19 protein-coding genes are annotated in these 19533 nt (G+C 61.3%); 12 read left to right on the top strand and 7 right to left on the bottom strand.

Annotated features, from left to right (window positions below):
• The 7 genes from CK224_RS27295 (at position 1) to CK224_RS31545 (ending at position 5311) form a co-directional block, all read left to right on the top strand.
• A complete protein-coding gene (locus tag CK224_RS27295; protein WP_095783930.1) occupies positions 1–762 on the top strand; it encodes a TIGR04290 family methyltransferase in 762 nt (253 codons plus the stop codon).
• Complete coding sequence (locus CK224_RS27290) at positions 755–1687, top strand: beta-xylosidase (RefSeq protein WP_095783964.1); 933 nt, start codon at positions 755–757, stop codon at positions 1685–1687. Before CK224_RS27295 ends, CK224_RS27290 begins: the two co-directional genes overlap by 8 nt.
• Positions 1688–1709: 22 nt before the next feature.
• Positions 1710–2774 carry a glycosyltransferase gene (locus CK224_RS27285; protein WP_095783929.1) on the top strand — a complete coding sequence of 355 codons (1065 nt, stop codon included), beginning with the start codon at positions 1710–1712 and terminating at the stop codon, positions 2772–2774.
• Complete coding sequence (locus CK224_RS27280) at positions 2771–3763, top strand: GNAT family N-acetyltransferase (RefSeq protein WP_095783928.1); 993 nt, start codon at positions 2771–2773, stop codon at positions 3761–3763. Before CK224_RS27285 ends, CK224_RS27280 begins: the two co-directional genes overlap by 4 nt.
• On the top strand, positions 3721–4668 hold the full coding sequence (locus CK224_RS27275) for a methyltransferase domain-containing protein (protein ID WP_245426264.1): 948 nt from the start codon (positions 3721–3723) through the stop codon (positions 4666–4668). The genes CK224_RS27280 and CK224_RS27275 overlap by 43 nt, the downstream gene beginning before the upstream one ends.
• A 64-nt stretch (positions 4669–4732) precedes the next feature.
• On the top strand, positions 4733–4951 hold the full coding sequence (locus CK224_RS27270) for a hypothetical protein (RefSeq protein ID WP_095783927.1): 219 nt from the start codon (positions 4733–4735) through the stop codon (positions 4949–4951).
• A gap of 183 nt (positions 4952–5134) precedes the next feature.
• The gene (locus CK224_RS31545; RefSeq protein WP_082980368.1) at positions 5135–5311 is read left to right on the top strand and encodes a hypothetical protein; all 177 of its coding nucleotides are present in this window, start codon (positions 5135–5137) and stop codon (positions 5309–5311) included.
• A 9-nt stretch (positions 5312–5320) separates the two neighbouring features.
• On the opposite strand, the gene CK224_RS27260 is transcribed toward CK224_RS31545, so the two are convergent.
• From CK224_RS27260 to CK224_RS27245, 4 genes are all read right to left on the bottom strand, one after another.
• Positions 5321–5884 carry a sigma-70 family RNA polymerase sigma factor gene (locus tag CK224_RS27260; RefSeq protein ID WP_066992285.1) on the bottom strand — a complete coding sequence of 188 codons (564 nt, stop codon included), beginning with the start codon at positions 5882–5884 and terminating at the stop codon, positions 5321–5323.
• Between the two features lie 361 nt (positions 5885–6245).
• On the bottom strand, positions 6246–6650 hold the full coding sequence (locus tag CK224_RS27255; RefSeq protein WP_066991949.1) for a response regulator: 405 nt from the start codon (positions 6648–6650) through the stop codon (positions 6246–6248).
• The gene (locus CK224_RS27250) at positions 6647–10240 is read right to left on the bottom strand and encodes a CheR family methyltransferase (protein ID WP_095783926.1); all 3594 of its coding nucleotides are present in this window, start codon (positions 10238–10240) and stop codon (positions 6647–6649) included. Before CK224_RS27250 ends, CK224_RS27255 begins: the two co-directional genes overlap by 4 nt.
• Positions 10194–11294, bottom strand: a complete 1101-nt coding sequence (locus tag CK224_RS27245) for a chemotaxis protein CheB (RefSeq protein WP_095783925.1) — start codon at positions 11292–11294, stop codon at positions 10194–10196. Before CK224_RS27245 ends, CK224_RS27250 begins: the two co-directional genes overlap by 47 nt.
• 318 nt (positions 11295–11612) lie before the next feature.
• Here CK224_RS27245 and CK224_RS27240 point away from each other — a divergent pair, with 318 nt between their 5' ends.
• Entirely contained in the window at positions 11613–12050 is a 438-nt protein-coding gene (locus CK224_RS27240; protein ID WP_095779493.1) for a CBS domain-containing protein, read from the top strand.
• A gap of 231 nt (positions 12051–12281) precedes the next feature.
• Here the strand turns inward: CK224_RS27240 and CK224_RS27235 are convergent, their stop codons facing one another.
• On the bottom strand, positions 12282–13196 hold the full coding sequence (locus tag CK224_RS27235; RefSeq protein WP_095783924.1) for a YihY/virulence factor BrkB family protein: 915 nt from the start codon (positions 13194–13196) through the stop codon (positions 12282–12284).
• Between the two features lie 359 nt (positions 13197–13555).
• On the opposite strand from CK224_RS27235, the gene CK224_RS31030 reads away from it, so the two are divergent.
• Positions 13556–13789, top strand: coding sequence for a hypothetical protein (locus tag CK224_RS31030; RefSeq protein WP_141245887.1), 234 nt, complete (start codon positions 13556–13558; stop codon positions 13787–13789).
• A gap of 68 nt (positions 13790–13857) precedes the next feature.
• On the opposite strand, the gene CK224_RS27230 is transcribed toward CK224_RS31030, so the two are convergent.
• Positions 13858–14085: a hypothetical protein gene (locus CK224_RS27230; RefSeq protein WP_095783923.1), complete on the bottom strand. Its 228-nt coding sequence runs from the start codon at positions 14083–14085 to the stop codon at positions 13858–13860.
• Between the two features lie 483 nt (positions 14086–14568).
• On the opposite strand from CK224_RS27230, the gene CK224_RS27225 reads away from it, so the two are divergent.
• Both CK224_RS27225 and CK224_RS27220 read left to right on the top strand, forming a co-directional pair.
• The gene (locus tag CK224_RS27225; RefSeq protein ID WP_095783922.1) at positions 14569–14931 is read left to right on the top strand and encodes a hypothetical protein; all 363 of its coding nucleotides are present in this window, start codon (positions 14569–14571) and stop codon (positions 14929–14931) included.
• Positions 14932–15333: 402 nt separating this feature from the next.
• Positions 15334–15546: a hypothetical protein gene (locus CK224_RS27220; protein WP_141245886.1), complete on the top strand. Its 213-nt coding sequence runs from the start codon at positions 15334–15336 to the stop codon at positions 15544–15546.
• Positions 15547–16684: 1138 nt separating this feature from the next.
• Here CK224_RS27220 and CK224_RS27215 read toward each other — a convergent pair.
• The gene (locus tag CK224_RS27215) at positions 16685–16894 is read right to left on the bottom strand and encodes a hypothetical protein (RefSeq protein ID WP_066994857.1); all 210 of its coding nucleotides are present in this window, start codon (positions 16892–16894) and stop codon (positions 16685–16687) included.
• A gap of 1402 nt (positions 16895–18296) precedes the next feature.
• Between CK224_RS27215 and CK224_RS27210 the strand changes: the two genes are divergently transcribed.
• Positions 18297–18620, top strand: coding sequence for a hypothetical protein (locus tag CK224_RS27210; protein WP_082953717.1), 324 nt, complete (start codon positions 18297–18299; stop codon positions 18618–18620).
• Positions 18621–19533 lie beyond the last annotated feature (913 nt).

Raw genomic sequence — 19533 nt, 5'->3', positions numbered from 1 at the left:
ATGCTGCATTCCGACGCGGAAATTCGCCGCCGCATCGATGCGCTTGGACCGTGGTTCCACAACATGCAACTGGCGGGCGTGGAGACCGCTCCCGACCATTTCCTCGGCAACTATCCTCTGGTGAAATGGCAGAAATTCGCGGATGCGATCCCGGCCGATCTCTCGGGCAAATCGGTGCTCGATATCGGCTGCAACGCCGGGTTCTATTCCATTGAAATGAAGAAGCGAGGCGCCGATCGCGTGCTCGGCATCGATTTCGACGTGGACTATCTGACGCAAGCGCGTTTCGCCGCCGAAATCGGCGAGTGCGACATCGAATTCCAGCAATTATCGGTCTACGACGTGGGCGCTCTCGGCGAGACCTTCGACATCGTGCTCTTCATGGGCGTGGTTTACCATCTACGCCACCCGTTGCTGGCGCTCGACCTCATCCGCGAACATGTTGCGCGCGACTTGATGATCTTCCAGTCGATGCAACGCGGGAGCAGCGAAATCCTCGCGCTCGAACAGAACTACGATTTTTGGACGCTCGACCTGTTCGATCGAACCGAATTCCCGAAGCTGCACTTCATCGAGCACCGCTACGCCGACGATCCGACCAACTGGTGGATCCCGAACCGCGGCTGCATCGAGGCGATGCTGCGCAGCGCCGGCTTCCAGATCCTGCTTCACCCGGAAGACGAGGTCTACTTCTGCCGCGCGTCCGATGAGCCGGCGGGTGAAGGTGCGGTCTACCCGTCGAAAGGACGAAATGATGATTGAAGCCGCCATGATCTGGAACGAGCCCAACAACAAGTCGCATTGGGACCCAGAGCTCGATCCGGACTGGAGCCGCTTCGCCGGCATGACGATCATGGCGGCGGACGCGATCGGGCTTGAAAACCCGGCGATCACCAGGGTGCTTGGCGGCATTTCGCCGATCGATGCCGGCTTCATGTCGCTGATCAAGGGATATGGTGTCCTCGACCATGTCGACGCCGTCGCCGTGCACGGCTTCCCGCTCGACTGGAACCTTTGGCAGATCCACGAATGGCCGCAAAAGCTCGGCGAGATCGCCGAAGTCACCGATCTGCCGATTTGGATCAGCGAAGTCGGCGTGTCGAGCTTCGGCGCCGAGGAGGTCCAGGTCTGGGGCCTGCGGCGGACGGCGGAGCTTCTGCTTGGCAACGCGCCCCGCGTCCAATGGTATAGCCTTTATGATTTGCCTCACGCTTGGGGAGCGACCACACGGCATCGCGAGGTGGAAGGCTCCTCCTATTACCGTCATTTCTACATGGGTCTTCTGCGCGAGGATGGCTCGCCCAAGCCCGCGCTCGAAGAGTTCGTGCGGCACACTCCGGAAATGGGCCTCGTCCAGTGGTTCCATTTCGAGGACCACCGACTGGACGACGCCGTTGCCTGGATGAAGCGGCTGGGCGTCACCAGTCTGCGCACCGGCCTCTCTTGGGCCGACAGTTTCAGACCGAATGCCCTCGATTGGTTCGATCGCCAGATGGAAGCCCTGGCAGACTTCAACGTCACCATCACTTTCTGCTTCACGCCCGAGCACCGAGGCCTGCAGCCTCATCACACCAGCCCGCCACAGGCGCCCGAAGAGTTCGCCGAATTCTGCGCGAAGATGGTGCGCCGCTACGCACCTGGCGTGCGCGACGCCGCGATGCCGATGCGGCGGGTCTCGGCCGCATGAGGTCACTTCGGCTCGATCAGCCATGACGCTTACCGTGCTCAACGTCGCCTATCCGCTTGCGCCTGTCGGCCTCGATGCGGTCGGCGGCGCCGAGCAGGTGCTGTCGATGCTGGATCACGCACTGGTCAGGCAAGGTCATCAATCCATCGTCGTCGCCTGCCGGGGCTCCAGCGCGGCCGGGACCCTGGTCGAGACGCCTGCCGAAACAGGCGCGCTCGACGAGACGGCAAAGAGCCGCGCCCAGGACGCGCACCGCGCGGCGATCGCAGCCGCGCGTGCGCGCTGGCCGATCGATGTCGTCCATCTGCATGGCATCGATTTCGATGCCTATCTTCCCGATGACGGCCCCACGCTCGTGACACTGCACCTGCCGCTTGCCTGGTATCCGGCCGGAGTGCTGAGCCCGGCCCGTGAAGACCTGTGGCTGCACGCGGTCTCGGAGGCGCAGCAAGCAACCGCGCCGGCCGGATCGAGACTGATCGCGCCCATCCCAAACGGGGTTGACGTCAATGCGCTTACCGATCCCCGGTCGCATCGCAATTTCGCGCTCGTGTTAAGCCGAATATGCCCGGAAAAAGGCATCCACCTGGCGATCGACGCCGCGAAGCGCGCTGGAGTGCCGCTTGCAATTGGAGGGCAGATATATCCCTACCGGACACATGTTCAGTATTTCGCCGAGGACGTGGAGCCTCGCCTCGACAGGCGGCGGCGTTTCCTGGGACCGCTCGGGTTTTTCGCCAAGCGGCGGCTTCTCAACGCCGCCCGCTGCCTGGTCATTCCGAGCCTTGCCGCGGAAACGAGCTCGCTCGTTGCCATGGAAGCCCTCGCCTGCGGCACGCCGGTTGTGGCCTTCCCGAATGGCGCCCTGCCCAATGTCGTTGAGCACGGCAAGACCGGCTTCCTGGTCAATGACATCGACGAGATGGCGATAGCCATCGACGCCTCGGCCGACCTCGACAACGAAACATGCCGGGCAGCGGCGCGAGACCGGTTTTCGCTCGATCGCATGGTTTCGGCCTATATGGATGCCTATCGAGCATTGGCAAAGCTCGGCGATTCCCGCGCACGGTTGGGAGCCGTCGGGTGAGCGGCCTGCGTGCCGATGTCATCCGCGACCAAGATGCGCTCGACGGTCTAGAGCAGCATTGGTGGTCGCTTTGGTCGCAATGCGGCTCTGCTACGCCTTTCCAGTCACCCGCCTGGCTCCTGCCATGGTGGCGGACATTCGCGCCGGGCGATCTCTCGGCGATCGCCGTGTGGAACGGAAACGATCTCGTCGGCCTGGCACCGCTCTACCTCGAACGGCACGCTTCCGGTTTGCGCCTGCTTCCGATCGGAATATCGCTGAGCGACTATCTCGATATTCTTTGCGCACCCAAGTTCGAAGAAGCCGCCGGTACCTTGATTGCCGAGACTGTGCTTTCGCTCGAATGGTCGCAATGGATCCTACCGGACCTTTCGTGTGAAGCCGCATCCCTGGAGCTTTTGCTGCCCGATATCGACGAGAGCCGATCTACCTGCCATGCCGCCTGCCCCGTGCTTGCCTTGGCTGGCGACGAGACGCTTGCGCGCTCCGTTCCCGCGCGGCGAAGACGCCAGCTGCGTCGCGCGCTGCGAGCCGCTCAACGGAGAGGCCGGGTGACGATCAAGCGGGCGGAGGCCGCGCCGCAGATATTTCTGGGTCAGCTGATCCGCCTTCACGACGCCCGCTGGGCCGGACAGGGCGGCGGCGTGCTGACCAAAAGCGCGATCGAGTTTCATCGCAATGCCTTGCCCCGTCTCGCCGCGAGCCATTTGGCGCGGTGCTGGCTGATGGAAATCGACGGCGCAGTCGTCGGCGCTTATTACGGTTTTCATCACCGCGACCGCGCCTATGCCTATCTCGGCGGCTTCGACCCCTCCTGTGCATCGGAGAGCCCCGGCGCCATTCTGATCGGCAAGGCTATCGCCGAAGCCGTTCAGGACGGCGCGCGAGAGTTCGATTTTCTACGCGGCCGGGAGAGCTACAAATACAGCTGGGGAGCAGAGGACCGATGGACCATACAAAGGGTCTGGACCCGCAACGCCTCGCCATGACCACAGCAGAGCGAGTGAGGACGACCGCGAGGCACATCCTCGAGGATTGCATAGCGACCGACCTGTCCGCCGAAGTCGCGGTCGCCAGATTGGCCGTCGAGACGGATATGCGCGCGCCAGAATTGGCGGACGTCGCATTGGACATGCGTGCAAGCGCTGTCGAGCAAAGGGGCTGGCTCGAGGACATAGCCGTGCTTCTTTCGGGCAAGGCAGATGCCTTCGATAGTCTGAGGTCAACGGCAGCTTCGGTTTGTCATGACCGTCTGCGCGGCGAAACCGGTGAGATGACGATCCGCCGGCTGGCCGGGGGCTTTGACGAAGCGGTCGCCATCTCTCCGGCGGCCAGCGTCCAACTTTCGTCGCTTGGCGACGAGGAAAAGCTTTCGGCTGCAACGGCCGAAATCGTCTCCTGGCTGGAGCGACAGCATTTTACCGGCGCGGACAAGACAATACTCGATATCGGCTCCGGCATCGGCCGCTTCGAATGCGCGCTCCACGCCAGAGCTAAGCATATCGTCGGCATCGATATCTCGCCAAGGATGGTTGCCGTCGCGCGCCGACGCTGCGCCGGTCTTGGCAATGTTGAATTCCGCCGGACCTCCGGCCTCGACCTTGGCGAATTCGTCGATGCGGGTTTTGATGGCGTGTTGGCGGTCGATAGCTTCCCTTACCTGGTACTTGCCGGCGTCGCCGAGCGGCACTTTATCGAAGTGGCGCGCGTGTTGCGGCCAGGAGGGATGGTGGCAATCCTCAATTATTCATACCGGATGTCGCCCGCCGCCGATTCCTCCGACATCCGCCATCTCGCCCGAATATGCGCCATGGACGTCCTCATCGATGGCGAGATGCCTTTCCGTCGATGGGACGGCACCGCCTTTCTTATTCGTCGTACCGGCGGAACATAACCGACGGACCGAAGTTCGGCTCCCAGACCACTTGCGCAGAATCTGGAAGACCCAGGAGAAGAAGATGGCGTCCGGCGGTAAGAAACACATGGGACGCGGCAGTCAGGGCAAAGGTGCCGGGACCGGAGCGAAGACGACGGTTCCGAAAAACATGATTGGCGAAAATGACGTCCTGTCGAACCGGGATAAGAAGCAGCATACAAAAGAACGCGGCCTCGACAGCAATCGGATCAAGTCCGATCAGTATCAAGACCACGCGGCAACCCGGATTCCGGAAGACTGATCTTGCGGGGACTATCGCAAGACTTTGCCGGCTCGCAACGGATCAGTTCAGGCAAAGGGTTTTCGCTCCGCCACGATCTGCTGCGGGGCTGAAGCTGATCGGCGGCTGTAAGCGCCTTGCAAACTCCGGCCGTGTATGGTCTCAAGTGAATCTCGAAGGGGCCACATTTGCTAAGAGAATGCCATGTCTCGTCCGAGCCAGCGCGATCCCGTAAGCCAGGCAAGCCTGGGCATAGACCAAGAGATCGCGTCGTTGTTGACCGCCATTGAGCAGGAAAAAGTTCCTGATCGGCTGACCAAGCTCGCGATCGAGTTGCAGAATGCGCTGATCGAGAAGCGCCGGTGCAAAAAGGAGAACTGACGGCAAGCCTCATCGATGCCTGTCAGCGCTTCTGTCCCAGTGATCTTCCGCAACATGGTCGTGTCTTTCGACCAGCGCTTGCGATGAGCTTTCATCAAGGAATTCCAAGACGCTTGCACGCGCGCGGTTGAGACGGCTTTTAACGGTACCGACCGCGCAATCGCATATCTCCGCGGTTTCTTCATAGCTGACGCCCAGCACACCGATCAGCGTCAGCACCTCGCGCTGATGTATCGGAAGCTTCTGCATAGCGCGGTAGACTTCCTTGGTCCGAACGGACCAGTCCTGCGAGGCTTCCGAAATCGGCCGGCTGGAGGCGCAGTCAAGCAAACCGGGCGCCTCCCTAGCTGCCGCCTTGACCCGCGTATAATGCGTATTGCGCATGATGGTGAAAAGCCAGGACTTCAATCGCGTCCCCGGCTCGAACTTGTCCAAGTTCGCAAGCCCCTTGGTCAGGGTCTCCTGCACCAAATCGTCGGCATCATCGGGCAAGCGGCAAAAAGTGCGCGCAAAAGCACGCAAGGCAGGAATGAGGTCGACGACAGCGACCTCGCCCGGTACGCAGTCAGGCACGGCATGGCCTTTGGGTAACACGGTTCTCACCCCAGCAGAGAGAGTTGATGGGCATTGATTAGGGAGAATGCGTGACGATGATGATCGTTCCTGTTGTAAGCGAACTTGCTTGAACCTGGGCCAACCGATGGTGGCGTCGCGGTTCGAGCTAGAGGAACCAACTCCCACCAATCCCCTGGCGGCCGCAAAGATCACCGCGGTCGTGCCCCCCGAACGATGTTGGTGTTCCCTATGACCTGGTCGGTCATGATCCTGCGATCGTTCGATCAACAGCAGCGGAGGAGTGGCAAAGCCTTGCACGATTCCAGCCCAGACCAGTGCCTGCATCGGATGTTGCGAAACGCTTGCAGGAGCCCGATTGCTACAGGCGAGAGCGCCGCGCGGCCTCGGTGCCTGCGCGCGCCAATCGCGCGACCGCCTCGATCAGCACTTTGGTCTCCACGGGCTTAGACAGCCTCGGCGAATCCCGGAACCGATCCGGAAAGACCGTCGCGCTGTCATAGCCGGTGAGGAAGAGGAACGGCACGTCTCGCGCGGCGAGGTGCTCGGCCAGCGGAAAGCTGCGTTCGCCCTGCAGGTTGACGTCGAGCACCGCGCCATCCAGCTCGACGCCATCGATCTGCTCGAGCGCCTGTTGGACCGAAGGCGCGGGCCCCACGACATGGCAGCCTGCATCGGTCAATTCGTCGGAGAGGTCGAGCGCGACCAGGAAAGCGTCCTCGACGACGAGGATTCGCAGGCCCGATAATGGAGCGCTCTTGTTCATGCGTAGCCGGGCAGCGGCTCGAAGGCTTCGGTTCGGGCAAGGGGGATTTCAAGCAGGCACTCCAGGCCGGTGGGCCGGAAGTTCAATTCGACACTCCCCCTCAGCTCGTACTCCAAACTCTGCTGGATGAAAGTGGTTCCAAAATTTCTGCGGGATGGCTCTTCCACGGCCGGACCGCCGAGTTCCTTCCAGCTGATCGAAAGCATGCCCGACTTCACCACGTTCCAGGAGACCTCGACGCGTCCGGTCTCGGCGGAAAGCGCCCCATATTTGGCGGCGTTGCTGGCAAGCTCGAAGAACACCATGCCGAGTGCCGCCGCCGTTGCCGCATCGAGGTGGAACGGCCGGCCGTGAACGACTAGGTTCTGGCGTCCCGTGCTGCTGTAGGGGGAAATCGTCGCCCTCAGCAGTTCCTCGAGGTCGGCGTCGCCCCAATTGTGGGAAGACAGGACCTCATGCGTGCGCGCCATCGCGTGCAGTCGCTCATGGAATGATGTCGCGAATTCCCCCATTGAGCTTGACGAGCGGATCATGCGCGAGGTCAGTGCGGTGATCGTGGCTAGGATGTTCTTCACACGATGCTGCAGCTCGTGCAGCAGCCTCTCCTGAGCGCGCTCGGCCTCCTTATGGTTCGAGACATCGACCAGGGCCGCAATAGCGCCCCGAACCCTGCCGGACTCGTCAAACAGCGGATTGGCCGACATCATCACGTCGATGCTTGAGCCGTCCCCCTGCGCGATTCGGGCTTCGTAGCCGGGGACGGGCTTGCCCGTTCGCATCGCCTTCTGCAGCGGCTGCTCGTGCGTTTCCACCACGGAGCCGTTCACCATCAGCGGCAGGACCGCCGGCACAGTGCTGAGCTTGCCGTCCGCGGCGCGCCGGCCGGCGAGCTCGGCCGCGCGGCGATTGGCGCGGATGGCATCGCCGTCGTCGTCTTCGGCGATCAAGATGCCGACAGGCACAAGATCCAGAACAGTCTCCAGGCTTTCGAGGCGGTTGCGCAGGTCGTGCGACAGCGCGCCGATCTTTTCCTCCGCCTGCGCGATCTGGGTAATGTCGACGAAGGTGACGACGACGCCGGCGATGACATTGTCCACGGTGCGGTAGGGCATCACGCGCATGATGTAGCGCTTGGCGCTTTCGATGACTTCCACCTGCCTTTCTATCGTCCCCAGCCGCTGCAGCACCTGCTCCATGTCTGCCTGCAGCCGGTCCGCGGCAAAGCGCGGCCGCACATGCGCGAGCGGCCGGCCGACATCGCTTTCGACCAGCCTGAACAGGTCCCGCGCCGTCGGCGTGAAGTTCTTGACGCAAAGATCGCGGTCGAGGAACACGGTCGCGATCTGCGTGCTTTCGAGCAGGTTGGACATGTCGTTGTTGGCGCGGCTGAGCTCGTCGACGCGGATGTTGAGCTCGGCATTGACGGTCTGCAGTTCCTCGTTGATCGATTGCAGTTCTTCCTTCGAGGTTTCCAGTTCCTCGTTCGAGGACTGCAGCTCCTCGTTGATGGAAGACAGTTCCTCGTTGGAGGACTTCAACTCCTCGTTGGACGATTCGAGCTCCTCCGTCGTGATCTGGAGCCGCTCCTTGGTCTCCCGCAGCTCCTTTTCGAGCTGACTGACATTGGCGCTTTCGACATCGTCGGTCGTGTGGACGGGCTCGTCCTCGGTCTCCGCCGTGATGCCGCCGATGTCCCGGAAGACCAGCATGTAGAGTGGGTCCGTCCCGCCCTCGGCCGGCAGCGGCTGCACGGCGAGGCTGATCGTCTGGCGGCCGCCATTGGTACCGATGTTGATCTTGTTCTGAACCGCCACCTGGCCGGTGCTGACGGCTTTGTGAAGCGCAGCCCTTAGATCCATGCGCAGCCCGCGCCGCGCCATGGAAAAAACGTTGTGGTCGGGAGCACCGGCCGCGAGCTCGAGGTATTTGCCCGTGCCTCCGGAACTGTGCATCAGTTCGCCCGCCGCGTTGATGACCACATAGGCCGGCGCATAGCGCTCGACGAGAAAACGCTCGGCGACTTCCTGCACAGTTCCTGTCGTCGTCCGTTGCCGCACGGCCGGCGCAGCCTGTCTGGCCGCGGCGGCAAGCGGGAATTCCGGCAGCCGTTGCGCAGCGACCCCGCTGCGCTTCTGGAAGATACGGCTCGCCTTGTCGACGGTCGAGAACAGGCGCGCATGGCGCGTGACGTTCTCAGAAGATCCGAGAAAGAGATAGCCGTTGCTGCGCAGCGCGTAATGGAAGATCGGGATGATCTTTTCCTGCAGTTCCGGCCCCATATAGATCAAGAGATTGCGGCACGCGACCAGGTCGAGCTTGGAAAACGGCGGATCGCGTAACAGATTGTGCGCCGAGAACAGGCAAGCCTCTCGCAAATCGGCGGAAACACGATATGTGCCGTCCTCGCGCGAGAAGAATTCCTTCAGGCGCTTCGGCGTGATGTCGCTTGCGACGGTCGCCGGATAGCGGCCGGCGCGCGCCACTTCCAGCGCACGCTCGTCGATGTCGGTGGCGAAGATCTGCAGGTTGGGAGAAGCGGCGCCCCGCGGCGCGTTCTCCTTCAAAAGCATGGCGATCGAATAGGCTTCCTCTCCGGTGGCGCAGCCGGGCACCCACACCCTGATCGTCTCGTCGGGCTTTCGGTTCTCGAAGAGCTTGGGGACGACGAAGCGTTCGAGCGCATTGAAAGCCTGCGGGTCCCGGAAGAAGCTGGTCACCCCGATGAGCAGGTCCTGGAACAGAAGGTCGACCTGCTGCGGCTCGTCGCGCAACCTCTCGTAGAACACGGTGGGATCGTCGATCTGGAGCACCTGCATGCGCCGCTGGATGCGCCTCAGGATGGTGTTGTCCTTGTAGCCGCTGAAATCATGGCCCGTGCGCGTACGCAACAGCCCCGTGATCCGCGAAAGCTGTTCGCCCACTTCGCGCTTGCGGCGGTCGCGTTCGCTTTCATCGCGGTTGGCGTGGCTGAAATAGCCGACGAGCTTCGCAGCCATCTCCTCGGCCGGCAGCACCATGTCAACCAGGCCGCTCTGCACGGCGCTGCGCATCATGCCATCATATTCGGCGCTCTGCTGCGCCAGCGTTAGGCCGCCATGTTCCTTTATTGCCCTGAGCCCGATCGTGCCGTCGCTGCCGGTTCCGGAAAGGATCAGCCCGGCCGCATCCTCCCCTTGATCCTGTGCCAGGGACGTGAAGAAATCGTCGATCGGCGTCCGCTTCGCGCGCGTGGCGGCCATCTTGGCCATGTTGAAACGCTGTCCCCGGATGGTCACCGAGACGCCCGGCGGGATGACGTAGATGTTGTTCGGCTCGACTTCCGCGCCTTCGACCGCGGTCTGCGTTTCGATCGCGGTGGAGCGCTGGATGATGCTCGCGAGCACACTCTCATGCTCGGCATCGAGGTGTTGGATCACGACATAGGCAAAGCCGCTGTCGGCCGGCACTTCCGGAAAGAACTTCTGCAACGCCGCGATGCCGCCGGCCGATGCGCCGATGCCGATGACAGGGAACAGCGCGGGCTCTCTCTCATCCTGGCGCGGTCTAGTCCGTGCCTTCCTTGTGCTTGCCTTCCTCGCCGCCTGCGCCATTGCCTGTTACCTGTGTCCGCCTGCTTTCCAGGATGCGCTCGATGACGGAGGCATCCGCTTCGTATTCCCTCGCCCGCTTGCCGAACTCGCTGGCGAGTTGGGAGCGATGTCGCGTCTTCTCCCGCTCCGCCATGCGCCGGGCAAACTCCGCCCGCTGCTGATGCGACCGCAGCAGGCTCCACAGGATCTCATCCGCCTCGCTGGCCTGCGCCTCCATCACCGCGTCGGCGGTGAAAGCATGCCCGGTATGGCACCGATAGCGCAGCATGTCACCGTCTTCGATCTCCCACAGCGGCCCATGGCATTCCGGGCATGTAAACACCGACAGTTCGCCAAGTCGATCTGGTTCTTTCATGGTGGAATGCTCCTGCGCGGCGATGGCCGCTTCCAGCCGCACGCCTGACGGCGCCGGTAAGGTTTCGCCCGCCGGCTCGGCCGCCAGCTTCGTCAGCAGGCCGCCCAGTCTGGCGGCGGGTTCGCAATGATCGATTTCGACATAAAGCTGCGCGCTTTCCACCATGGACGGCACCAGCGCGTCTTTCGGGTGCTGGATCACCGCGAGGCCGCCGACCGCCTTGATCGCCCTCAGGCCGGCGGTGCCGTCGGAAAGCGAGCCCGACAGCAGCACGCCGATGACGCTTGCGCCGAAGCTCAGCGCTGCCGAGCGGAACAACGGGTCGATCGACGGCCGGGCCAGGTTCTCACGCGGCCCACGCCGCAGCATCATGTGATCGCCGTGGAGGAGCAGGTGGAAGCCGGGCGGCGCGACATAGATGTTTCCCATCTTGAAGCACGCGCCGTTCTTGGCGCCGGAGGCCTTCAGCGCTCCCGCACGGTCGAGGATTTCGGGCAGATAGCTGATCTGGCCGACATGAAGCACGATGAAGACGGCCGCCGGCAGATCGGCGGGAAGGTCGCTCACGATCTTCCTCAGCGGCTCGACGCCGCCCGCCGACGCGCCGATGACGATGATGGAGCGGTTGCGCGCCTCTCCTTGCCGCGAGCTCGTCTCAGCCTCGCGGGCAGGTGAGATTCGGTTTCGAAAGTCGGCCATGGCACCCCTATCGGGTCGCCCCCCGGCCCATAACACAATGGGCGAAGGCAGGACTCTGTTCCATGGGCGGCGCACGCAACGATCGCCGGATCGGCAACAGCACGAACGGGTCTCGGCCGAACATGGGGCGATGGGGTGCCGGCCTGCTTCCCTCGGGCCTCCGCAAGGACCGGTCGCCTGTCCGGCTGTCATTCGAGCCCCACGGCGGAACATTTCCATGCCCTTCCGCCGCGCGAGATTTGAAGGAACCAATAGCGCCAAGCATTTGTTTTCTCAGTTCAGGTTCGGCGGTGGGCTCCGCAACAAAGGGAGAGAGCCATGAAGGTCGGCAGTTGCATGACAAAGGACGTTGCCGTCGCGAATCCCGAACAGTCGATCCGCGAGGTGGCACTGATGATGGGCAAGCTCGACGCCGGCGTCGTGCCTGTCGGTGAAAATGACCGGCTGGTGGGGATGATCACCGACCGGGACATGGTCATCCGCGGTATAGCGCTGGGCAAAGGTCCCGATACCAAGGTGCGCGATGTCATGAGCCAAGAGGTAAGATATTGCTTCGATGACGAAGACGTCGATCATGTTCTTGCTAACATGGGAGACTTGCAGGTGCGCCGGCTCCCGGTTCTGAACCGAGACAAACGGCTCGTTGGCATCATCTCCCTCGGAGACCTCGCAAGAAAGGGTGAGACACGGGAGGCTGGAGAGGCTTTGAGCGGCATTTCGGCGCCGGGCGGTGTTCATTCGCAAACCGCCCATTGATGACAACGACGACATCGGGGTCTGTTTGATCGTCGGTTGACGCCCGCCGGGCGTGACTGGGTTGCGGCGGCCTCATCGCGGCTTCGCAACCTGATCACGTCCTGATGGACCGACAGGTGGCGACGATCCCTCTCAGGTTGTCAGCCTAAGCCAACGCTGTCTGGCCCAACGCCTGATCTCTTTAGGCAGAGGGTCGCGCGCAGTGTTGCGTTCTCCGGCGTTGCTTGACCGTCACCTCTCCGTCTTTCCGACCTCCGGCTTCATAACCCGCCTGAGGTCGGCCCGGCTTCCGCTGCTCACCGAATAGGCGCGCGTGATTTCGGCGCCGAACAGAAAGATTTGAGCCGAGTAATAGACCCATAGCAGCACCACCATCAGCGCGCCGGCGGCGCCATAGGAAGTGGCGATCGAACTGCTGCCGATGTACCAGCCGATCAGCGACTTGCCGATGGTGAAGAGAAGCGCGGTGACCAGCGCACCGACAGCGACATCGCGCCATTTGAGACTGCGGTCCGGGAGGACCTTGTAAATCGCCGCGAAGAGCAGCGCGATCAACGCGAACGATACGATCGTGTTGATCGAACTCACGATCAGTTCGCCGAACGGCAGGTGTTGGTTGATGACATCGGCCAACAGCGAGATGGCCGTGCTCGCCGCGAGCGACACGAGCAGCATGAAGCCGAGCGCGGCGACGAGACCAAGGCTCGCCGCCCTCGCCCGCACCAAACGCGAGAGCGACATGGCCCTTGGCTCGACCTTCCAGATCTCATTCAGCGACTGCTGCATCTCGCCAAAGACGCCGGAGGCTGTGATCAGGAGCGTCACCAGCCCGATAATGGTGGCAAGCGCGCCGGACCAGGGACGCGAAGCGGTCTCGATCGTCGCCTTCAAGAGGTCGGCGCTCTGCGGACCCATCACGCCCGAGATCTGGGCCGAGAGCGCGAGCTGGGCGGCGTCCTTGCCGACGACGAGACCTGCGACCGCCACGACGATCAGAAGGATCGGCGCAAGAGAGGTGGTGGCATAGAAGGCAATCGCCGCCCCATGGCTCAGCGCGTTGTCATCCATATAACCGCTGACGCTTTCTTTCAGCAGAAGCCACGCCTCCTGAAGCCAGCCGGTCCTTGATTTCCTGTCTTCCGCCATGCGCTCGACACCGAACTGAAGCGGGCCGGGTGGGACAAGAGCTCGACTGCCTTTTCGTTGGCCGGGATGTGAAGCCGGAAAACCACCCTGTTCTCTTTGCCACCAGGTCCGGCTGACGCGGCCCGCAGAGGTCAATGACGCCGCGGGCGGGAGGTTCCGATCTGTTCGATGTTCACCGCCTAAATGCGATCGGACCGCTCCTGCGCGGCATTTCATGAAGGATGCTCGCCAACGATTCCAGACGTAAGCCAAGCGACTATGACCGGAATTCTCCGCTCATAACGCTCGATGTCACGATTTCGTGAGTCACGCTGGAACCTTCCCGGCGGGGCACGGTTGCTCCAGAAACGGAGCCGAGCATGCCCCAATTTCATGTTGAAGAAATGGCGGGTGAAACTGTCCTCGCAAGACACATTACCCGTGCTGCAGACGCGATGAGCGCGGTGAAAGCCGTCACCGGGGGCCAAATTTCTGCCCGAACTGATCACCAGCGCTGGTTTCGCGTCGTTGACGAACGAAATTCCAGCGTCCACGAGTTCGGTGTCGAAGAGCGGCGAGAGGCACAGACATCGCAAAATGGTGAAGCCTCCTAGGCGACCCGGCCGCTATCATGGTGACACAGGATTTGGCGGCCGGGCGCGCCCAGTAGAGCCAGGTTCGCCTAGCCTACCTTTTCAAGTTCCGCCAATAGCTGGTTGGGGTCAATCACGCCGCGCCCGAAAAGGCTCATGACTTTGACCGCGACGTCTTCGCGCTCAGCCACGCGCTCGATCTTGTGACTTGAGCAGTAGTCACTCACCGCCTTTGCCAGAATGTTGACCTCGGCAGGTTCAACTATACCGTAACCCGCGTTCTTGAGCGGGACAGCATTGCGCTTGCTTCCACGCATCCGTTTACCCTCTACCCGACACGCCACGACGGGTAGAGGATACACCCAGAAAAGTCGACTTCGAGTCAAATGGATCGGACTGAGGTCCGAAGCCTCATCCCTCTTTCGATCTTCTCACCGCTAGGCTCGTCCTTGTCGATTCCAATGCTCTAAGCTTCGCCGTCGACCTTGTCCCGATCCCAGTCGGCTTCTTGTCGAGTGTTTTCGGCGGCAGCATTTCGGGTTTCACGTTTCTTGTCCTTCCGGGGTTAGGTTCCGGGCAAGTCGCGCGATGACTTGTGTTCCATGAACTCTCACCTGGAAGAAGGCTAAAAGAATGCCCGGCCGAAACCGGGCAGGAGACTTTGTAGGAGCCGATGATGGGACATCCGGCCTCGCTAATGTACGCGCACCTTATGACGGGCTCATGAAGGCCGCCATCTCCCGGAACAAACCCCGGACTGGTGCGTATTGGCTGAACAGCCGGGTCCAGACGGGGGCAAAATGTCAACTCGCAAGAAGCGCCACACCCAAAATGCATTCTCGCTCTATGGAGACCTGATGTTGGCACCCGCTGTCGTCGCCATGCGCCTTCCGCTGATTGCTTTAGATGCAAGCAGCCGTGCCCCGAAAGGGATTGAGGCCATGCTTGCGGTCAACGAGAAGGCGCTTGCTTTCGCCGAAGGCATGGCCGCTGCGCAATTGGTTATGTTACGATCGGCGTTAAGGTTTTGGCCTGAAGTTCTATCCGGCCGGAGCCCGTCTTTTCTAAGCGGCGGTGCGCTGAAGGAGTCCATGGTCGCAGCACTCAAACCTGCCGGCCGCCGCGTCCGAACAAATTTCAACCGGCTCTCCAAAGCGGGCTGATTGGGGCCAGATTGATGTTCTGGCCCGAAGCGGTCGCGGACCGCCGGCCATCGAGCTTTCTGACGATGGCAGTCGAGGCTGCCGGCCGTGGCACACATGCCCGCGTCGATCGGCGCTTGGAGTGTCCAGCCGCCATGTTGGCGTTTCAAGGGCCAGCTCGGCCTTTTGGCTGAATTTGATTTATTAGTAGATGCGCATATACTCGTTTGCCGGCATCGTGTTCCCTAAGCCCCTGCCGGCCAAGGCCCGGTGGCCCCCCATAGCCACCCAAGGCTACCGGGCCACCTGCCCCGCCTAGAGGCGCCCAAGGCTGCCCTGCAATCGCTCGCTATGGGCGAGCGAAAATGGAAGACCCGGAACAACCCTCCTCGCTCCAAGTTCGGGTCGCTGCTTGGAGCGATCATGAAGACATACCGAGTTGAAGAGATGGCTGGCGACCAGGTGGTGGCTTATCACGTTGCCAATGCCCGTGCCCCTTGGGAGGCTGCTCAGAAAGTCACCGGCAAAGACGTCCTGGCGAGACGGGATGAACATTTCTGGGTGCGGGTGACCGATGAAGGAAACCGCGCAATTTACAAATATGCCTTCAGGCTTGACGAACCGGACTGCCTTTGAGGCTCCGTCCGGTCGGGCTTGGGAAAGGGAGGCGGCGCATTCGGGTCCGGGCAATCGACGCTTGGCACCTTTCCGCAGGGTGATGCGGGATCATTGCCCGCACCGCCATACCGCTCTACGAGTTTTGCAAACCCGTAGGCGAAGGCGGCGAGAAGCGCCAGGACAACCGCTATCCGAACGGCCATTGGAGACTATACCCCGGTCGGCCTGCGGATAGTAATCACTACTGCTATCCCCGGCGAGCCGCCGGCCAGGCCGGATCAGCAGAAGAGCCCGCCGCACCTCCTCCGCGGGCGGGCTCTTTGCGTCGGGGGCAACCCGACCAAGGCGCGCTCGACCGTCTCTTCTTGCCGGGAGCTGCACCCAGAATGCGAACTGCAGCGGCACCGAATTGTTCCAAGACAGACAAGAGAGCCCGCTCGCCTGAGATCGAACGGGCTACGCCTCCGCGCGGCGCGGTGAACCTCTGCCGGAGACACACGCCGCGCGACCCAACCGGGACGATTGGCAGAATGTTCCCTTCCGCCGATGCGACAGAAGTCCGAGAGGCTGACGCTTTGGTCCCCATGCTGAAACCTAAGCCTCGCTGCATCATTTGATAGAGCCGGTGAGGAAGTGCGTCACCTTCCTGGTCGGTCGCAGCTAGAGAGATGCCCGCCATTTCCTGCCTGGAGTGACGGGCATCGTCCTTATCGGGACGTCGCGCCGTTCACGAGCGAGACGACGATCACGGCCGTAACGGCGGACAGGCGGTCACGCCTGACCAGGACGGGCTTTTCATAAGTGCGCTTCATGGCGAATCCCCCTTGCTGAAGTTGGCTCGCCGATCTGGCTGAGGCAGCACCCGACCGTCATTTAAAAAAGATGTAGGTCCGGAAGTAGCGACGAAAGGGCCGAAGCACGAGGAAAGCGGCGCTGCTCGACGACAAGGCCATAGAAAAGAAAAGCCCGCCGACCAAAGCCGACGGGCCATTTTCCCTCAAAACTGTGCGCCCCTTTCCCGGATGGTCCGCCCGATTCCGGGAACCCCGCACAAGCGTTTCCTAATACAGTCGCCCCCAAAGGGCTGTAGCCCAGCGGCAACAATGACGAATATTCACAAGGGGCGGGCGGCAGGCAGTCCAGTCCGTTCAGACCGTTACCTACCTAAAGGTAGCCTGGATAGCGAAACCAGTTCATTCTCGTCCACAATACCCGCCATGAAGTTGGCGATGATGCGAGAGGCCAGCGCCTCGCGCTGCTCCGTAGTTTGGCCATCATATTTCAACCGGTCGAAGACGCGGGCCAGAAATTCCAGCTCTTCCGGATCGAAAATTTCCGCTTCCAGTGCTCTTTGGCGGATCGCCATGGCGGTGAACTCCTATTCGTGCCTGGCTCTGCCGGCAGGCGTGCGCATGCGAACCCCAATGGGGAAACTCGAATTTGATTCAATATGGAACTCCCGTGAGCGTTCCCTTACCGCGAGATCTAAAAGAAAGGCCCGCCCCTGATGGGAGCCAGGGAGCGGGCCTGCGGAGAATGGGAGGCTCCGCCCGGCAGATCGGGAGGGAATTGCGCCGCCGCGCCCCAAACCTCTTCGAATGCGACGTGTTCCGCGATGGCGGAACATTTTCTTGGTGATCCGTTTGTCTCGGGCAGGAGGAGTGTTTCCGTACCGGTTGTCATCGGCATAGGCTTTGCCATCGTTCAAGCCTGCGCACGCTGACACACCCTCTGTTTCATTTCAGGACGGAATATGCTGGCATCAGCCTTGCAAATAGGATGATGCCGGTACCCTCCCGGGTCGGCACTCGTCGGGCTTGGGGCTGGGCTATGGGGCGGCGAGCCCGGCGAGTTCGCAATACGTTAGCAACTGCTTGTAGACATAGATGAACAGGCGGATAATCAGGCCACGCGCGTACGAGGAGCTTTGAGGGAATTCCAGCCATGCGACCGATCCTGCTGATCGTCGCCGCCCTTGCCGCGTTCTTCATCTGGGATGGCGTGGCGAACAAAGGCGCCTATCGAATTGCGCTGATGAAAACATAGACCAGTCCGAGCACTTCCCAGGTCTAGTGCGGGTTGGTTGAACCAATGATTTGAAAGCATTGTCGCTCCGGACGGAAGTCGGACATCCAAACGCATTGGTCCCAGTACTGAAACATTAAGCCCGTTCCGACATTTGGTAGAGCCGGCGGAATCCTTCAGTCGTCGGCGGAGAGAGGTCAGGTACCCGCCATACACTCCCCCGGGTGGCGGGTGTACCTGTTTGGGTTTTCAGCCGTCAAGCCGCCTTCGCGGTGCTGCTTCGCACATGAAGGGTATCGACCTACAAGTTCAGTGGACCAGAAAAGCCCGTCGCGCAATGGCGCAAGCGCGACGGGCTTCTGTTGCTTACGGAGTAGAGCGGCCGCACCCTGAATGGGAGAAAACGAGTGCGGTCGCATGTTACCAACCCGACCGCACCGTTCGGGTTCCATCAGCCTGCTCGAATATTAGCGCCAGCTTGAAGCCGTAATATTGGCTGCACTGATCCGGCTCGGCTTTATCCTTATGAATGCGTTCCGGCTATACAATCAGGGGTATATGCTCATTGGTCAGCCGGCGCCGTGTTGCGATTCCGAGCCCCCGCCGGTCAGGCCCGGCTCAATTCTGGCCTTTTTCGGCCAGAGAGCCGGGCCGCTCCGGACACCGGCGCGGTGTACGCCTTTTGGAGAACTACTTTCTTTGCAGACAGCAATTAAAGTATCTTGCAGGAAAGGAGTGCTAAAATGCCGAATGAGAGCAAAAGGCTTATTGAAAAGAATTCCGAAAAGCTTGTTTCAGAGGCCAACGCGCGCCGCGATTTTCTCAAGCAGGCTGGACGCTTTGCTGCGGTGACGCCTCCGGCCATTACATTGCTGCTCGGCACAAGCTTGAACTCCAAGGCGATTGCCAAATCGGGAGGAACACGTCCGGGCAATGGATGGGGTGACAAGAACCACGGTCACGTCGGTCCCAAGCCAAAGTTTCTTAGATCCGGCAACGGAAGGTCGCGGGGGGACAGCTATGGCGGCGGAGCCCATGGGGGCTCGAGGTCCGGCGATCCCAACTAGTGCCGTCGAGGAACGACCTCTTCCCGCTCTACTGAGGTTAGACAGGCCGGCGCATTGGTCGTTATGCTAGAAACAACTTGCCCGATGCATCATTTGGTAGGACCGGCGAGGAAATGCGTCACCTTCTTCGTCGGCAGCAGTGAAATAGATGCCCGCCATTCCTGGAATGACGGGCATCTGTTGCGTCTCTCGGCTAGAGCGCTCTCCCAGTGCTGCATCGCCTGAGGATCATTTCACACAAGCTCTTCCGAACGCGCTCATTTTGCTCAGAACCCGTCTACGCGAACTTCGGCTTTAGTGGACTTGTTCCAGCCGAGGGCACCAGGCTCGCTTTAGCGAACCTTCTCGAGTTCTTCCAACAGCTGGTCAGCGTCAGTTACACCGCGTCCAAAAAGGCTCATGACTTTGACCGCGACGTTTTCGCGCTCGTCCCTGCGTTCGATTTTGTGACTGGAGCAGTAGTCACTCACCGCCTTGGCCAGAATGTTGACCTCTGCAGGTTCAACTATACCGCATCCCGCACTTTTGGGCGGGACAGCATTGCGATTGCTTCCACGCATCGTTTACCTCACCCCGATACGCCACAACGGGGAAAGGATACACCCAAAAAAAGTCAGCTACGAGTCAATTGGATCGGACTGAGGTCCCGGGCAAATAGCCGATTGCCTCCATGCTGCGCTACCGAGCAACGGCCGCCCACCGAACTTTTGTCCGGCGTCACTGCGCGGTCTGTGAATTTCGTCTCGGCAGGAGCCCTATCGGCTTGGTTCGCGCATGACATTATAGAGCAGCAGGCCGGCCAGTAACGACACGACTGCGCTTAGCATATCATCGCCGGTCAGCCCTGATGAATATGCGAAAGTTGATGCCAGCTCGGCCATCGTTCGACCCAAGGAGTGCGGGATTGCCCGAG

The sequence above is a fragment of the Mesorhizobium sp. WSM3862 genome (assembly GCF_002294985.1).
Lineage (GTDB): Bacteria > Pseudomonadota > Alphaproteobacteria > Rhizobiales > Rhizobiaceae > Mesorhizobium.
This window is presented reverse-complemented; position numbering and strand designations above follow the sequence as displayed.

Coding starts and splice junctions, on each gene's coding strand:
- CK224_RS27295 (WP_095783930.1), top strand. CDS start 1: ATGCTGCATTCCGACGCGGAAATTCGCCGCCGCATCGATGCGCTTGGA.
- CK224_RS27290 (WP_095783964.1), top strand. CDS start 755: ATGATTGAAGCCGCCATGATCTGGAACGAGCCCAACAACAAGTCGCAT.
- CK224_RS27285 (WP_095783929.1), top strand. CDS start 1,710: ATGACGCTTACCGTGCTCAACGTCGCCTATCCGCTTGCGCCTGTCGGC.
- CK224_RS27275 (WP_245426264.1), top strand. CDS start 3,721: ATGGACCATACAAAGGGTCTGGACCCGCAACGCCTCGCCATGACCACA.
- CK224_RS27270 (WP_095783927.1), top strand. CDS start 4,733: ATGGCGTCCGGCGGTAAGAAACACATGGGACGCGGCAGTCAGGGCAAA.
- CK224_RS31545 (WP_082980368.1), top strand. CDS start 5,135: ATGTCTCGTCCGAGCCAGCGCGATCCCGTAAGCCAGGCAAGCCTGGGC.
- CK224_RS27255 (WP_066991949.1), bottom strand. CDS start 6,650: ATGAACAAGAGCGCTCCATTATCGGGCCTGCGAATCCTCGTCGTCGAG.
- CK224_RS27250 (WP_095783926.1), bottom strand. CDS start 10,240: ATGGCGCAGGCGGCGAGGAAGGCAAGCACAAGGAAGGCACGGACTAGA.
- CK224_RS27245 (WP_095783925.1), bottom strand. CDS start 11,294: ATGGCCGACTTTCGAAACCGAATCTCACCTGCCCGCGAGGCTGAGACG.
- CK224_RS27240 (WP_095779493.1), top strand. CDS start 11,613: ATGAAGGTCGGCAGTTGCATGACAAAGGACGTTGCCGTCGCGAATCCC.
- CK224_RS27235 (WP_095783924.1), bottom strand. CDS start 13,196: ATGGCGGAAGACAGGAAATCAAGGACCGGCTGGCTTCAGGAGGCGTGG.
- CK224_RS31030 (WP_141245887.1), top strand. CDS start 13,556: ATGCCCCAATTTCATGTTGAAGAAATGGCGGGTGAAACTGTCCTCGCA.
- CK224_RS27230 (WP_095783923.1), bottom strand. CDS start 14,085: ATGCGTGGAAGCAAGCGCAATGCTGTCCCGCTCAAGAACGCGGGTTAC.
- CK224_RS27225 (WP_095783922.1), top strand. CDS start 14,569: ATGTCAACTCGCAAGAAGCGCCACACCCAAAATGCATTCTCGCTCTAT.
- CK224_RS27220 (WP_141245886.1), top strand. CDS start 15,334: ATGAAGACATACCGAGTTGAAGAGATGGCTGGCGACCAGGTGGTGGCT.
- CK224_RS27215 (WP_066994857.1), bottom strand. CDS start 16,894: ATGGCGATCCGCCAAAGAGCACTGGAAGCGGAAATTTTCGATCCGGAA.
- CK224_RS27210 (WP_082953717.1), top strand. CDS start 18,297: ATGCCGAATGAGAGCAAAAGGCTTATTGAAAAGAATTCCGAAAAGCTT.